We start from the raw sequence: 14,101 nt of genomic DNA on the forward strand, positions 1-14,101 counted from the left end.
CTCGTCAGTCGGCGGGGATCAGGGTGTACTTCGTCGAGAGGTACTCGTGGATGCCCTCGAGTCCGCCCTCGCGCCCGATGCCCGACTGCTTCACACCGCCGAACGGGGCCGCCGCGTTCGAGACGACCCCCACGTTCAGCCCCATCATGCCGGTCTCGAGCCGATCGATCATCCGATGCCCGCGCGCGAGGTCTCGCGTGAAGACGTACGAGACGAGCCCGTACTCGGTGTCATTGGCCAGGCGCACAGCCTCGTCCTCGTCCGCGAAGGTCGCGATCGCGAGGACCGGTCCGAAGATCTCCTCGCGGAGGATGTCGCTGCCCGCGGCGACCTCGGTCACCACGGTGGGCTCGAAGAAGGTCCCCTCGCCGTCGATCGCCGATCCGCCGGTGCGCACCGTGGCGCCCCGGGCCACGGCATCCTCGACGAGCGCACCGGTCTTCGCGACCGCCCTCTCGTCGATGAGCGGCCCGATCTGCACGCCGTCCTCGGTTCCGCGACCGATCTTCATCGCCGACACGCGTTCGGTGAGCCGGTCGGCGAACTCGTCGGCGATGGACTCGTGCACGATGAAGCGGTTGGCTGCCGTGCAGGCCTGCCCGATGTTGCGGAACTTCGCGAGCATCGCGCCCTCCACCGCCTTGTCCAGGTCGGCGTCGTCGAACACGACGAAGGGCGCGTTGCCGCCGAGCTCCATCGACACGCGCAGCACCCCCTCTGCGGCCTGTTCGATGAGCTTGCGGCCGACCGGGGTCGAGCCGGTGAACGACAGCTTGCGCAACCGCGGGTCGGCGATGATGGGCGCTGCGACCTCGCTCGAACGCGTCGCGTTCACGACGTTCACGACACCCGCCGGGAGGCCTGCCTCCTGCAGGATCTGAACGAACAGCGTCGTCGTGAGCGGCGTGAGCGCCGCGGGCTTGACGACGACCGTGCAGCCGGCCGCGAGCGCCGGAGCGATCTTGCGCGTCGCCATCGCGAGGGGGAAATTCCACGGCGTGATGAAGAACGACGGGCCGACGGGGCGCTGCGAGACGACCATGCGCCCGGTGCCCTCGGGATTCAGGCCGTACCGCCCCGAGATGCGCACCGCTTCCTCGCTGAACCACCGCAGGAACTCGCCGCCGTAGACGACCTCGCCGCGCGCTTCGGCGAGCGGCTTGCCCATCTCGAGGGTCATCAGCAGCGCGAGGTCCTCCTTGCGCTCCTGCACGAGATCGAAGGCCCGGCGCAGGATGTCGCTGCGCACGCGCGGCGCGGTGGCAGCCCACTCCTCCTGCGCCGCGACGGCGGCGTCGAGGGCTCGGATGCCGTCGGCCGGCGAGGCGTCGGCGATCTCGATGAGCGTGCGACCGGTCGAGGGATCGGTGACGGCGAACGTCGCGCCGCCTTCGGCGTCCACCCACTCGCCGCCGATGAAGAGGCCGCGCTCGATTCCCGCCAGCAGTCGTGTCTCGTTCTCGTGCGTCATCGCGCCACTCCTCTCGCGCGCCGGCTGACCGGCGCATCCTTGGTCAAAGTCTCGCCCCGGAAGAACGCGGGGCGCTTCACGGCCTGCCACACCATCACGACGACGCCGACGAGGATGACTCCCACGCCGAGGATGAACACGAGGCCCACGCCGCCGATCTGCGACCCGCTGCCGTAGGCAGGATCCATCGTGTCGATGAGCGTCGTCACGAACAGCACCGCGAGGATCGCCCCGCCGATCAGCGGGAAGAGGAACGTGAAGAAGACGTTCCGCACCGAGTCGAACCACTGACGCCGGAAGTACCAGACGCAGGCGAACGCCGTGAGGCCGTAGTAGAAGCAGATCATCATGCCGAGGGCGAGGATGGTGTCCCACAGCACGTTCTCGCTGACGATGCGCATCACGACGTAGAAACCCGACGCGACGACCGCCGACACGATCGTGGCGTATCCGGGAGTGAAGAACCGGGGGCTCACTCTCGCGAAGCTCTCGGGGAGGGCGCCGTAGTGCCCCATCGCGAGCAGCGTCCGCGCCGGCCCGACGAAGGTCGACTGCAGCGACGACGCCGAGCTGGTGAGCACGGCGAGCGAGACCAGGAACGCGAGCGGACCGAGGATCGGACCCGAGAGGTGGAAAAAGACGTTCTCCTGGATGTCCTCGTTGCCGAGTCCGAGCTCGCCCGTGCCGACACCGGCGAACATGATCATGGCGATCGCGAGCAGCAGGTAGAGCGCGACGATCATGACGACCGTGATGGTGGCCGCTCGGCCCGGCGTGCGCTCGGGATCCTTGGTCTCCTCGTTCATCGTCAGGGTGACGTCCCATCCCCAGAAGATGAAGATCGACAGCGACAGCCCGGCGGCGAAAGCGCTGAACGTCGGCACCGCGAACGGGTTGAACCACGACCAGTCGAACGCCGTGGCGTCGAACGCGTTGCCCGAGACGGCTTCGACGATCGCCGCGATGGCGAACAGCACCAGCACGACCACTTGGAAGGCGACCAGCCCGTACTGCAGCTTCTGAGTGGTCTGCATGTCGCGGTACGAGATGAACGTCGCCGCTGCGACGAACACGACGCACACGAGCACGTTGATCCAGACGACCGAGGCGAGGTCGGCGATCGACTCCTGTCCCGTGAGCTGCGCGATCAACAGGAAGAGGAAGTCGACGGCGACGCCGGCGAGATTCGAGAGCACGAGGATGGTCGCGGCGACGAGCCCCCACCCGGCCATCCACCCGATCCACGGGCCGAACGCGCGCGTCGCCCAGGTGAAGCTCGTGCCCGAGTCGGGCATGCGGTTGTTCAGCTCGCGGTATCCGAATGCGACGAGGAGCATCGGAATGAAGCCGACCAAGACGATCGCCGGGACCTGGGTGCCGACGACGGATGCCGTCGGCCCGACCGCCGCCGTGAACGTGTAGGCGGGGGCGATGCAGGAGATGCCGATGACGACCGCGCCGATCAGGCCGACCGTCCCGGCGCTCAGGCCTTTCCGGGAGATCCCCCCGGTGACGGGGTCGCCCGCGGGCACCCCCGCCTGTTCTGCTCGGGTCATGCGCTCGCTCCTTCGCGGTCGCTGCGGGTGCGGGGCACCACGATCATGGGGGCGGTGACGACGCGCAGCATCCGTGCGGCCGTGGAGCCCAGGAACAGCCGACGCGGCTGCGCGAGCCGGCTGGAGCCGACGATCACGACCTCACCCGCCTCCCATTCGAGGTGCGACACCGCGTCTTCGATGCCGTCGCCCGCCGCGACCACCGCGGTCACCTCGGCCTCGGGCGGGAGCGCCGAGCGGACCTCGTCGAGGACCTCCTGCGCGTGGTTGTCTCCGACGGTGCGGATGGCACCGGTGTCGAGGCCTGCCGGGAGGTCGAGGGCGACGAGCGAGAGGAGCCGCACTGGCGCCGACGTGGCCGCGGCGAGCTGGATGGTCGCCTCGACGAGAAGCTCCGTGCCCTCGCGCTCCCCCACCGCCGCCGTCAGGCGCGTGATGCCGGTCTCCGCCGGCACCCGGCGGGCACCGCGCGGCACCAGGGCGACCGGCACGTCGGACGAGTGCACGAGCTCGGTCGTCGTCGTGCCCAGTCGATGCCGCCCGCGATGACCGCCGTCGGCGGCGCCGACGACGATGAGCGAGGCGCCGAGCTCGTCGGCGGTGTCGATGAGCCCCGCCGCGACCGACTCCCCGTAACGGACGTGGGCACGGTGCGATATCCCCTCGGGCACCTCGGCAGCGCCCTCGCGCAACCAGCCGGCGGCCTGCTCGCGCAGCAGCCGTTCGTACCCGGCGTCGGGCGGCACGATCCCCGGCTTCTGGGCGGGCAGCACCAGCACGAGATGGAGCGCGGCTCCGGATGCCGTGGCGAGGCGACTCGCGAAGGCGACGGCATCCCGCCCCGCCTTGGTCGCGGTGTAGCCGACGACGATGCGGCCGCCGGACTCCGGGCGGCTCATGCGCGGTCTGCTTCGAGGATCTCGTCCGCGACACGGTGGCCCATGCGGATCGCCCCGTCGACGTGCTGGTACCCGAGCCCGGCGAGGTCGCTGCACGCGACGTGCAACGGCGCGACGAGCTCGAGCTGCTCGGCGCCGTAACGGGTCAGGCCGCCGAGGTCGAAGCTCGCGGCGTACGCACCGCGCGTCCACTCCTCGCTGCCCCAGTCGCTCTCGTAGTAGACGATCGGGTTCTTCGCCTCGGGTCCGTAGTAGTGCGACAGCGACTCGAGGATGCGCTCACGCCGCTCGTCGGCCGAGAGGCGGAAGAGGTCGTCGGCGTTCTGGTCGGAGACGAAGCCGACGAGAGTACCGCGCTCATCGCCGTGGTTGGTGTTGTCGTACGCCTCGTGCGACAGCTCGTAAGGGCTGAACGCCGTGCCCGACAACCCCTGCTCGCGCCAGAATGGCCGGTCGTAGACGGCGTGCACCTTGATGACGAAGCCCATCGAGAAGTGCTGGTGCATCTGGTGCTTCAGGCGCGGCAGCGGCGGCGAGAACGAGATGCGGTTGTAGAGCACGGGGGCCAGGGCGAGCACGACGTGACGCGCACGCACTGTGACCTCGTCGGCACGGACGACGGCACCCGAGTCGGAGTACTCGATCGAACGCACCGGCTGACCCAGCAGCACATCCTCGCCGAGTCGCTCGGCCAGGCGCAGCGGCACCTGCTGCAGACCTCCCACGACGCGCTTGTCGAGGATGAAGTCCGCGTCGACGAGGTGCGAGTACGACCCTGCCGACGCCGCCATGAGCAGCGACTGGAGAAGCGAGAAGGTGTGGGTGGGCTTGGTGAGCATCGCCGAGCCCGTGGCGAACGCGAGGTTGCGCACCGCCTCGTCGTCGTCGGTCTGCTGTCGCAGCCACGCGTCCCATGAGACGCGGTCCCACTCGGCCGCCTTCTCGTGCGCCCACGGGCGATCGGGATCGATCTCGGCGACCATCGCGTCCAGGCGCGCGGTGATCTCGTCGATGATGCGCTCGGTCTCCGGCGCCACGGGGAACATCTCGCCGCGGAAGCGCCGCGCCTGTCCGTCCGGGCCGACGTACACGCTGTCGCCGTCGCGGTACCGCGTGTACGTGTCGAGCCCGAGGTCGGCGAGCGTGTCGATCAGGGCGTGCTGGTCGGGCGAGACCCACTGGCCGCCGAGCTCGAGCATGGCGCCGTCGATCTCGTCCGTCCACAGCCGCCCGCCGACCCGGTCGCGCGCTTCGAGCACGACGACCGACAGCCCGGCCTTCCTCAGGTCGTTCGCGGCGGTCAGTCCGGCTGCGCCGGCTCCGACGATCGCGACGTCGCGGGTGATCTCAGTCATTTCCGACTCCTTCGTTGGCAGAACCCGAGACCGGGGCGACACTCTCCCGGTCGAGCCGACGGGCGCGCAGGTTGCGGCGCACGAGCGGCCAGAACACCAGTAGTACACCGGTGGCGATGAGACTCGTCCACACCTGCGAGCGCCCCGACTCGGTCGTGAGCATGACCACCACGACGGCGGCGATCGCGACGACGAGGAAGATGTTGAGCCACGGGTGCAGCCACATCTTCAGCTTGAGCGCGGCCACCTCCTCGGGCGTCATCCGCTGACGCAGACGCAGCTGGGTGAGGGCGATGAAGACGTAGACGAAGAGGGCGACGAGCCCGGCCGAGTTCATGATGAAGTCGAAGATGCCCGAGCCCGGAGTGAGGAAGTTGACGAGGGTCGCGATGAGCCCGCCGATCGTCGACGCCAGCAACGCCATGACCGGGACGCCGTTGCGCGAACGCTTCGCGACGATCCTCGGGGCGAAGCCCTTGTCGGCCAGGGCCGAGAACATCCGCGACGCCGAGTACAGCCCCGAGTTGAGGACCGAGATGACGGCGGTGAAGATCACGAGCTGCATGATGACGTCGGCCCCGGGGATGCCGAACCGCGACAGCGCGATCGTGAACGGCGCGTTCGCGACATCCGTCGGCGCCGGCAGCTCGTCCCACGGGACGACGGTGACGATGACGAGGACCGAGCCGACGAAGAACAGCAGGATGCGCCAGATGATCGTGCTCGTCGCCTGCCGGATGCCCTTGGCGGGATCGACGGACTCGGCCGACGCCATGACGGCGATCTCGGTGCCGAAGTACGAGAAGATCACGAGCGCGACGCCGGTGAAGGCGACGCCGATGCCGTGGGGCGCGAAGCCGCCGTGCTCCCACAGGTTGGGGACGGAGAAGGTCGCCTGCGGCCACAGTCCGAGCGCGAAGAGGATGCCGGCGCCGAGGAACACCACGATCGCGAGCACCTTGATGCTGGCGAGCCAGAACTCGACCTCGCCGAAGGTCCGCACCGAGATGACATTCGTGCCGACGAAGACCGCCAGCAGGATCAGCGACCAGCCCCAGGAGGGGACGCCGGGGAACCAGGTGTGCATCGTCTCGCCGCCCAGCACCGCCTCGTAGGCGAGCACGCCGACCCAGAAGTACCAGTACAGCCACCCGACGAGATAGGCGGCCCAGTCGCCCAGCCCGACGCGGGCGTACTCCATGAACGAGCCGATCGCCGGCCGCGAGGCGGCCATCTCGCCGAGCATGCGCATCGCGAGGAAGACCAGCAGGCCGCCCAGCAGGTACGACAGGACCGCGGCGGGGCCGACCGTGCGGATCACGTTGCCGGATCCGACGAACAGACTGGCGCCGATGATGCCGCCGAGCGTGATCATCGTGACGTGGCGCGACCTCAGCTTGTTCGAGCGCGCCTTCGTCACCGCCCCGAGCCCCGCGGACGTCTCGGGCGAGACCGGGTTCTCCCAGCCGCTGGAGCTCGGGGCCGCCACGCTCAGACCCGCCCGAGCGCCGCGGCGATGACGTCGAGCCCGTCGTCGAGCAGCTCGTCGCCGATCGAGAGCGGCGGCAGGAAGCGGATGACGTTGCCGTAGGTGCCGCACGTGAGGACGATGACCCCCTCGGCGATGCAGGCCTTCGCGATCGCGGAGGTCAGGGCAGCATCCGGGGCGCCGGTGGCCGGGGCGACGAACTCGGCGGCGATCATCGCGCCGAGACCGCGGACGTCGCCGATGCGGGGGTCGGTCTCGCGCAGGGTGTTCAGCCGGTCCGTGAGGCGTGCGCCGATCTGCTGGGCACGCTCGACGAGCCCGTGGTTCTCGAACGCGTCGATCGCCGCGAGCGCCGCCGCGCAGGCGACGGGGTTGCCGCCGTACGTGCCGCCGAGGCCGCCGGGATGCGACGCGTCCATGAGGTCGGCACGACCGGTGACGGCCGCGAGCGGGAGGCCTGCGGCGATCCCCTTCGCCGTCGTGATGAGGTCGGGGACGATCCCGAAGTGCTCGCTGGCGAACATGGCACCGGTGCGCGCGAAACCGGTCTGCACCTCGTCGGCGATGAACACGACGCCGTTCTCGCGGCACCAGTCGGCGACCGCCGGCAGGAACCCGTCAGCAGGCACGATGAAGCCGCCCTCGCCCTGAATGGGCTCGATGACGACGGCGGCGAGGTTGTCGGCTCCGATCTGCTTCTCGATCTGCGAGATCGCGCGGGCCGCGGCATCCGGACCCGAGAGGCCGTCGCGGAACGGGTACGACAGCGGCGCACGGTAGACCTCGGGGGCGAAGGGCCCGAACCCGCTCTTGTAGGGCATCGACTTCGCGGTGAGCGCCATCGTGAGGTTCGTCCGGCCGTGGTAGCCGTGGTCGAAGGCGACGACCGCCTGACGGCCGGTCGCCTTGCGTGCGATCTTCACGGCGTTCTCGACCGCTTCGGCGCCCGAGTTGAACAGCGCGGTCTTCTTCTCGTGGTCACCGGGGGTGAGCCGGTTGAGGGCCTCGGCCACCGCGACGTACGACTCGTAGGGCGAGATCATGAAGCACGTGTGGGTGAACTGCGCCACCTGGGCCTGCACCGCGGCGACGACGGCGGGATGAGCGTTGCCGACCGAGGTGACGGCGATCCCGGACCCGAGGTCGATGAGCGAGTTCCCGTCGGCGTCGACGACGACTCCGCCGCCCGCGGCGACGGCCTGGATCGGCACCGTGTGACCGACACCTGCCGGCACGGCGGCGGCCTTGCGGGCCAGCAGTTCCTCGGATCGGGGTCCGGGGATCGCGGTGACGACGCGGCGCTCCTGCGGGAGGGTCGGGCCGCCGAGGGGGATGGTCGGCGTCGAGGTCGAGGTGCTCATTCCGCGACAGTAAGACGCGCATCGCGCAACCCGCATTCGCCGGGATGTACAGTTGCCGCACCTCTTATCGCCCGTCTGTACAGGATGCCGATGCCCACCGCCACTCCCCCGTCGCCGACGATCCGCGCGCTGCTGGCCCGGCGCGAACTGGATCTGCGCCTCTCGACACCCGCCGACGACCCCCATCTCGACGCACCCGTGCGCTGGGTCCACAGCTCCGATCTCGCCGACCCGACGCCCTTCCTCTCGGAGGACGTGGTGCTGCTGACGACGGGCACGCAGTTCACGGCCGACCTCGATGCGGACGCGGAGGCGGACGCCTACGTGAGCAGGCTTCGGGCGCGCGGCATCCGCGGCCTCGGGTTCGGTACCGAGGTCGTGCGCGACGGCATCCCCGGATCTCTGCGGAATGCATGCGCGGCCGCGGGGATGCCGCTGTTCGAAGTGCCCTACCGCACGCCGTTCATCGCCGTGGCGCGGGCGGCCGCCGAGGCCATCGCGGCGCAAGCGTACGCTCGGCGCAGCTGGGCGCTCGACGCGCAGCGCGCCCTCGCGATCGCCGCCCTGCGCCCCGACGGCTTCGACGCGACGCTCGCCGAGCTCGCGCGTCAGCTCGGCGCCTGGGTGGGCCTCTACGACGCCTCGGGGACGCTGACGCACGAGCACTCCTCCGCCGGTTCGTCGGTCGACGACGAGCTGCGCCGAGCCGTGGACGCGGAGGCAGCGGCCCTGCTGCGCCGGGGCGGTGGAACCGGTGCCGCGATGCGGCTGGCGGGGCACCCGGTCACACTGCAGACGCTCGGATCGGGGGGTCGCCGGGGCGTCCTGGTCACCGCCGGAGTGGAACTCGATCAGGACGCCCGGGCCGTCGTCACCGCCGTCGTCGCGACGACCGGCCTCGCCCTCGAGCAGCGCCGGATGACCGCCGGGGCGTGGAGCGGGCTGCGGGCTGCCCTCGTCGACCTCCTCGCGGATGGGCACCTCGCCCTCGCCCGTAGAGTCGCGACCGACGCGTGGGGCGGCTTCCCCGCCGCGCCCTACGTCGTCGCCGTCGCCGATGCGCACGCCCCCACGGGCGCCCGGGAAGTGCTCGACAACCACGCGACCGCCGGCCGGCTGTTCTACGGCCGCGACGAGGACGGGGTTCTCCTCATCGTGGGGGCGTCCGAGCGCGGGGTCCTCGACGGCATCGCCGCGCGCTTGTCGTGGCGGATCGGAACCGCCGCGGCGGCGACCGATGATGACGTGACCTCGGCGCGCGATCGGGCACGGCTCGCACGCGACCGCGGACGGCCGGGGGCGGCGACCGATGTCGTCGACGCTCCGGGCGACCTGCTCGACGATCTCGCTACGGCTCCCTCGCGCGCCCGCGCCGGCGCCGAGCTCGCCCCGCTGCGCACCCACGACGCGCGGCACGGCACGGCGCTCGAGGCGACGCTCGTCGCGTGGCTCGACCATGACGGCGCCCACGAGGCCACGGCCCGCGCGCTCGGCGTGCACCGGCACACCGTCCGCACGCGCATCGCCCTCGCGCAGCGCCTGCTCGGCCGCGACCTGACGACCTTCGCCGATCGCGCCGCCGTCTGGACGGCACTGCGCCTCTCCCCCTGACCCGCCCCTGGTTCCGTCGACTCGCCACGAAACGCGGGTCCGGGCCCCGCCGCATCGGCCGTTTCTGGCGACTCGACGGGGAAGGATGAGAGTCAGGCGCCGAGATTGTCGGAGAGGACCTCGAGCACCTGCGCGCGCACGGCGTTCGCGCCGCCGGGCAGGCGGGCGGCCACCTCGTCGGCGAGAGCCTCGACGAACAGCGCATGCGCGGCGCGCGACGTGTGTTCGAGCTCATCGCGGAAGCTCGTCCCCGCCGGCGCGATGACGAGCGCGTGCGTGGCTCGTTCGACGAGCGGGGATGCCGCGAACGAGGTGATCGCGATGACGACGGCTCCCCCGGTGGCAGCCGCCGCCGCGGCCCGCAGACTCGCCTCGTTCGCGCCCGAGCCGCTCACGACGATGCAGACGTCACGACTGCCGAGCTGCCGAGCGGAGATCTGCTGCGCGATGACGTCGGCGATCACCTCGGCCGGTCGGCCCACGGCGGTCAGGCGCATCGCGAGATCGCTCGCGACCGGCGACGAGAGCCCGTTCGCCACGACCAGAAGCCGCCCGGCGCCCACGACAGCCGTCACCGCTCGCTCGACCTCGTCAGCCTCGAGCAGACTCGTCGACGCCGGCAGCGACGCCGCGGCTCGATCGATCGAACTGCGCAAGCGCCCGAGTGCCCCGTCGCCGTGGTCGGATGCCGCCGGCGCGGCCGCTCCGAGCTCTGCGGCGAGCGCGACCCGCAGCTGCGGATAGCCGCGGAACCCGAACGTCTGACAGGCGCGGACGACCGACGAACGGGCGACCCCCGCGCGATCGGCCAGCTGCTGCGCGGTGAGTTCGACCACGACCTCGGGCGCGTCGAGGATCACGTCCGCGACTCGACGCTCGGTCGGCTGCAGCCCGTTGCGGAGCGCCTGGATGCGCACGGTCGGCGGAGCGTTACCGGACACGTGCGCCCTCCATGATCCGTCGGCGGATGCGGCCCGAGATGCCGTCGATCGTCATCGTGACGACGATCACGACGATCAGCAGCATCCCCACCGTCGACCATTCACGGTACTGGGTGTAGGTCGTCAGCATGTCGCCGATCCCGCCGACTCCGATGAGCCCGAGGACGGCCGACGAGCGCACGTTGATCTCGAAGCGGTAGAGCCAGAACGACAGGAACACCGGGGTCGCCTGCGGCCAGACGCCCCATCGCAGCACCTGTGCCGAGCTGCCGCCGGCGGCACGCGCCGCCTCGACGGCACCGACGGGAACGGCCTCGACGGCTTCGTAGCCCCACTTACCGAGGGTGCCGATGCCATTGATCGCGAGGGCGAGAGCCCCCGTGAGGGGAGTGAGACCGGTCATCGAGAGGATGATGATCGCGAAGATGATCTCGGGCACCGCGCGGATCGTCGAGAACACGAACCGCAGGATCGCGCGCAGCCATGCCGGACCGAAACCCCGGGCCGCCACCAGGCTGAGCGGCGTGGCCACGATGACCCCGAGCACGGTCCCTACCCACGCCATCTGAACGCTCTGCCAGGTCTGCCACAGAGCGTCCGGCAGCTTCCCCCACGTCGGCGACGAGAACATGAGCCAGCCGTAGCGCACGAGCTCGGCGGGCAGGTCGGCCAGCCGCGACCAGGTGATGTCCGCCGACCAGAAGGCCAGGATGACGACAACCGTCACGGCGGCGGCGATCACGGTGCGCACCCGTCGACGCGGGCGGGAGGGCACGGCTTGCGCTGACGTGTGTCGCGTATCGGCGAGAACGGGAGCGGTCATGCGAGCCTCCGTCGCAGGGCGGAGCTGGCGGCGTCGATGACGAGCACGACGACGAGGATCTCCAGGATGATGAGCGACAGCTGGTCGTACCGGTAGAAGGTGCGCACGGCGTCGATGATGAGGCCCATGCCACCGGCGCCGACGAGTCCGAGGACAGTCGACGCGCGGACGTTGAGCTCGAGGACGTACAGCGTCTGCGCCGCAAAAGCGGGCCAGGTGTCGGGCAGGGCGAGGGCCCGATTGATCTGCAGCTGCGTCCCGCCCGCGGCGCGGCCCGCTTCGAGGGGGCCCGTGTCCATCGCGTCGATCTGTTCGGAGACGAGCTTCACGATGATGCCGACGTTGAAGATCACGAGGGCGAGGATGCCGGGCAGCGCGCCCACCCCGACCATCGCCACCAGGATCGCCGCCGACAGCAGGTCGGGAACGCTCCGGACGATGTTGAGCATCGCGCGGACCGCGCCCCGCAGTACCGGATGCGGGTTGGTCGGCCGCGCCGCCCACAGACTCAGCGGCAGCGAGAGCGCGGCCCCCACCGCGGTGCCGATCACCGCCATCTGGAGCGTCTCCAGCAGCGGGGCGACGGTCCGCGGGAAGAAGGTCCAGTCCGGCTGCAGCAATCCGAGCACCTTGTCGGCTCCGTGCTGCCAGTTGCGCGCGATGCCCGACAGGTCGAGTCCGACGCCGATTCCCGGGAGGCAGGTGACCACGGTGATCGCGGTGACGATCCCCGCGACCAGCCACGGCACCGCACGTCCGCGGGGCCGCGGCGGGATGACGAGTGCGGGCGCGCTCATGCGTCGAGCCGGTCCTCGGCCGTCAGCGATCGCCCGTAGATGCCGGCGAAGTCCGCGTCGGAGGCGTCCGCTGCCGTGCCGTCGTAGACGACCTCGCCCGCCCGCATCCCGATCAGCCGCACGCCGTAGGTGCGCGCCAGGTCGAGCAGGTGAAGGTTCACCAGCACCGTGATGCCGAGCTCGGTGTTGATGCGCTGAAGGTCTTTCATGACTCCGTGCGCGGTGGGCGGGTCGAGGCTCGCGACCGGCTCGTCGGCCAGGACGATGCGCGGCTGCTGCGCGAGGGCGCGCGCGATCGCGACACGCTGCTGCTGACCTCCCGAGAGAGCGGCGGCGCGATCCCAGACCCGCGGCAGCATCCCCACACGTTCGAGCGCCTCGAAGGCGAGGCGGCGATCGTCCGACCGGTAGGCGCCCAGCAGGGTGCGCCACACCGGGGTATGGGCGAGGCGACCGACGAGGACGTTGTTGAGCACGCTCGTGCGACCGGCGAGGTTGAAGCCCTGGAACACCATGCCGATGTCGCCGCGCAGGCGGCGCAGCTCGCGCCCGCGCGCCGTGTCGACGCGCACGCCGCCGACCTCGAGGACGCCCGAGGTCACGGGGACGAGGCCGTTGATCGTGCGGATGAGGGTCGACTTTCCCGATCCCGAGAGACCCACGACGGCGACCATCTCGCCCGCACCGATCTCGAGTGAGACCCCGCGCAGGCCGAGGGTGCCGTTCGGGTAGCGAACCGTGACGTCGTGCAGCCGGATGTCCGACGGCGATGCCGGGGCCGAGGCCCCGGCATCGCGTGCAGTGGTGTCGGTCACTGCAGTCCGAGCGCCTGCGCGGCGCGTGCGACGACGTCGAGCGACGAGGCGTCGGCGGGGGCGAGCTTGGTGATCGAGTAGATGCTCTGCAGCACTTCCGAGCCTTCCGGGGTGTTCGAGAAGTCCTCGAGCGCGGTCGCGATGCGCTCGCGCAGCTCCGGCGAGAGGTCCGAGCTCAGCGCGACACCGTCGTTGGGGATCTCTTCGGTCATCGCGAACACGACGACCTTCTGCCCGACATCCGGGGTGTCCTTCTTCACGATCGTGCGCGCGTCCCAGAAGCTGAACCCGACCTCGGCGTCGCCGTTGTAGACCGCGAGCACGGACGCGTCGTTCGCGGTCACGGGCAGCTGATCGATGTCGCTGTTGGTGTCGAGCCCGGCCTCCTGCAGCGCGAGGATCGGGTAGATGTAGCCGGCGGGCGACCCGGGGCCGAGCACGGCGACTTTCGCACCCTTGACCTTGGTGATCGAGTCGAGGCCCGCGGGGCCCGTCATCGCGTCGGCGCCGTTGCAGAAGAGCATCCCGTCGCGCTCGACGGGAGCGTCATCGCAGTACTTGTCGGGGTCGTTCGTCATGAACTGCGCGGGATAGCTGATGTTCCCGTTGCGCTCGGTCTGCAGCACGACGTCAGCGCCGTACATGTCGTTGGCCTGCCACAGCTGCAGCGACGGAAGGAAACCGATCTGCGCCTGGCCGGCGCCCATCGCCTCGACCGCGGCCTGGTAGTCCTTCGAGACCACACCGGTGACCTCGATGCCGAGCTCGTCGCTCAAGTAGTCGGTGAGCGGAGCCGCGGTCTCGACGAGCCCGTTCTGGTCCTGCGAGGGGACGAGCGCGAGCACGAGCGAGGTCGGGTCGGCGGCGGCCTGGGGGGTGTTGCCGGCGGCGGGCGAGCCCGCGCAGCCGGCCAGGGTGATCGCGGCGATGGCGCTGACGGCAGCCGCGGCGACAAGTCGGGTGGTGCGCATGAGTGGATGTCC

Annotated in this window: 12 protein-coding genes; 1 reads left to right on the forward strand and 11 read right to left on the reverse strand. The window is 70.6% G+C overall.

Translation table 11 applies throughout. The annotated features are described in order from the left end of the window. Positions 1-4: 4 nt before the first annotated feature. Genes ACU6RU_RS01110 through gabT form a run of 6 tightly spaced genes read right to left on the reverse strand, consistent with a single transcriptional unit; the run spans position 5 to position 8,131 of the window. Entirely contained in the window at positions 5-1,471 is a 1,467-nt protein-coding gene (locus ACU6RU_RS01110) for an NAD-dependent succinate-semialdehyde dehydrogenase (protein ID WP_120263252.1), read from the reverse strand. Beyond that, positions 1,468-3,027: an APC family permease gene (locus ACU6RU_RS01115; protein WP_120263253.1), complete on the reverse strand. Its 1,560-nt coding sequence runs from the start codon at positions 3,025-3,027 to the stop codon at positions 1,468-1,470. Before ACU6RU_RS01115 ends, ACU6RU_RS01110 begins: the two co-directional genes overlap by 4 nt. Further along, a complete protein-coding gene (locus tag ACU6RU_RS01120; RefSeq protein WP_120263254.1) occupies positions 3,024-3,926 on the reverse strand; it encodes a universal stress protein in 903 nt (300 codons plus the stop codon). Before ACU6RU_RS01120 ends, ACU6RU_RS01115 begins: the two co-directional genes overlap by 4 nt. Next, a complete protein-coding gene (locus ACU6RU_RS01125; protein WP_120263255.1) occupies positions 3,923-5,281 on the reverse strand; it encodes a flavin monoamine oxidase family protein in 1,359 nt (452 codons plus the stop codon). The genes ACU6RU_RS01120 and ACU6RU_RS01125 overlap by 4 nt, the downstream gene beginning before the upstream one ends. Beyond that, on the reverse strand, positions 5,274-6,770 hold the full coding sequence (locus ACU6RU_RS01130; protein ID WP_446725687.1) for an amino acid permease: 1,497 nt from the start codon (positions 6,768-6,770) through the stop codon (positions 5,274-5,276). The genes ACU6RU_RS01125 and ACU6RU_RS01130 overlap by 8 nt, the downstream gene beginning before the upstream one ends. A 2-nt stretch (positions 6,771-6,772) precedes the next feature. Beyond that, positions 6,773-8,131: a 4-aminobutyrate--2-oxoglutarate transaminase gene (gene gabT, locus ACU6RU_RS01135; RefSeq protein WP_446725688.1), complete on the reverse strand. Its 1,359-nt coding sequence runs from the start codon at positions 8,129-8,131 to the stop codon at positions 6,773-6,775. A gap of 90 nt (positions 8,132-8,221) precedes the next feature. Here gabT and ACU6RU_RS01140 point away from each other — a divergent pair, with 90 nt between their 5' ends. Beyond that, complete coding sequence (locus ACU6RU_RS01140; RefSeq protein WP_289331025.1) at positions 8,222-9,742, forward strand: helix-turn-helix domain-containing protein; 1,521 nt, start codon at positions 8,222-8,224, stop codon at positions 9,740-9,742. 92 nt (positions 9,743-9,834) lie between these two features. On the opposite strand, the gene ACU6RU_RS01145 is transcribed toward ACU6RU_RS01140, so the two are convergent. Genes ACU6RU_RS01145 through ACU6RU_RS01165 form a run of 5 tightly spaced genes read right to left on the reverse strand, consistent with a single transcriptional unit; the run spans position 9,835 to position 14,089 of the window. Beyond that, entirely contained in the window at positions 9,835-10,683 is an 849-nt protein-coding gene (locus ACU6RU_RS01145; protein WP_120263259.1) for a MurR/RpiR family transcriptional regulator, read from the reverse strand. Then, complete coding sequence (gene phnE / locus ACU6RU_RS01150; protein ID WP_446725689.1) at positions 10,673-11,506, reverse strand: phosphonate ABC transporter, permease protein PhnE; 834 nt, start codon at positions 11,504-11,506, stop codon at positions 10,673-10,675. Before phnE (ACU6RU_RS01150) ends, ACU6RU_RS01145 begins: the two co-directional genes overlap by 11 nt. Beyond that, positions 11,503-12,303 carry a phosphonate ABC transporter, permease protein PhnE gene (phnE, locus tag ACU6RU_RS01155; RefSeq protein WP_289331023.1) on the reverse strand — a complete coding sequence of 267 codons (801 nt, stop codon included), beginning with the start codon at positions 12,301-12,303 and terminating at the stop codon, positions 11,503-11,505. Before phnE (ACU6RU_RS01155) ends, phnE (ACU6RU_RS01150) begins: the two co-directional genes overlap by 4 nt. Beyond that, complete coding sequence (gene phnC, locus ACU6RU_RS01160; protein ID WP_120263262.1) at positions 12,300-13,118, reverse strand: phosphonate ABC transporter ATP-binding protein; 819 nt, start codon at positions 13,116-13,118, stop codon at positions 12,300-12,302. Before phnC ends, phnE (ACU6RU_RS01155) begins: the two co-directional genes overlap by 4 nt. Continuing rightward, positions 13,115-14,089, reverse strand: a complete 975-nt coding sequence (locus tag ACU6RU_RS01165) for a phosphate/phosphite/phosphonate ABC transporter substrate-binding protein (RefSeq protein WP_446725690.1) — start codon at positions 14,087-14,089, stop codon at positions 13,115-13,117. The genes phnC and ACU6RU_RS01165 overlap by 4 nt, the downstream gene beginning before the upstream one ends. Positions 14,090-14,101 lie beyond the last annotated feature (12 nt).

It is taken from the genome of Microbacterium sp. F1-18 (assembly GCF_052921305.1).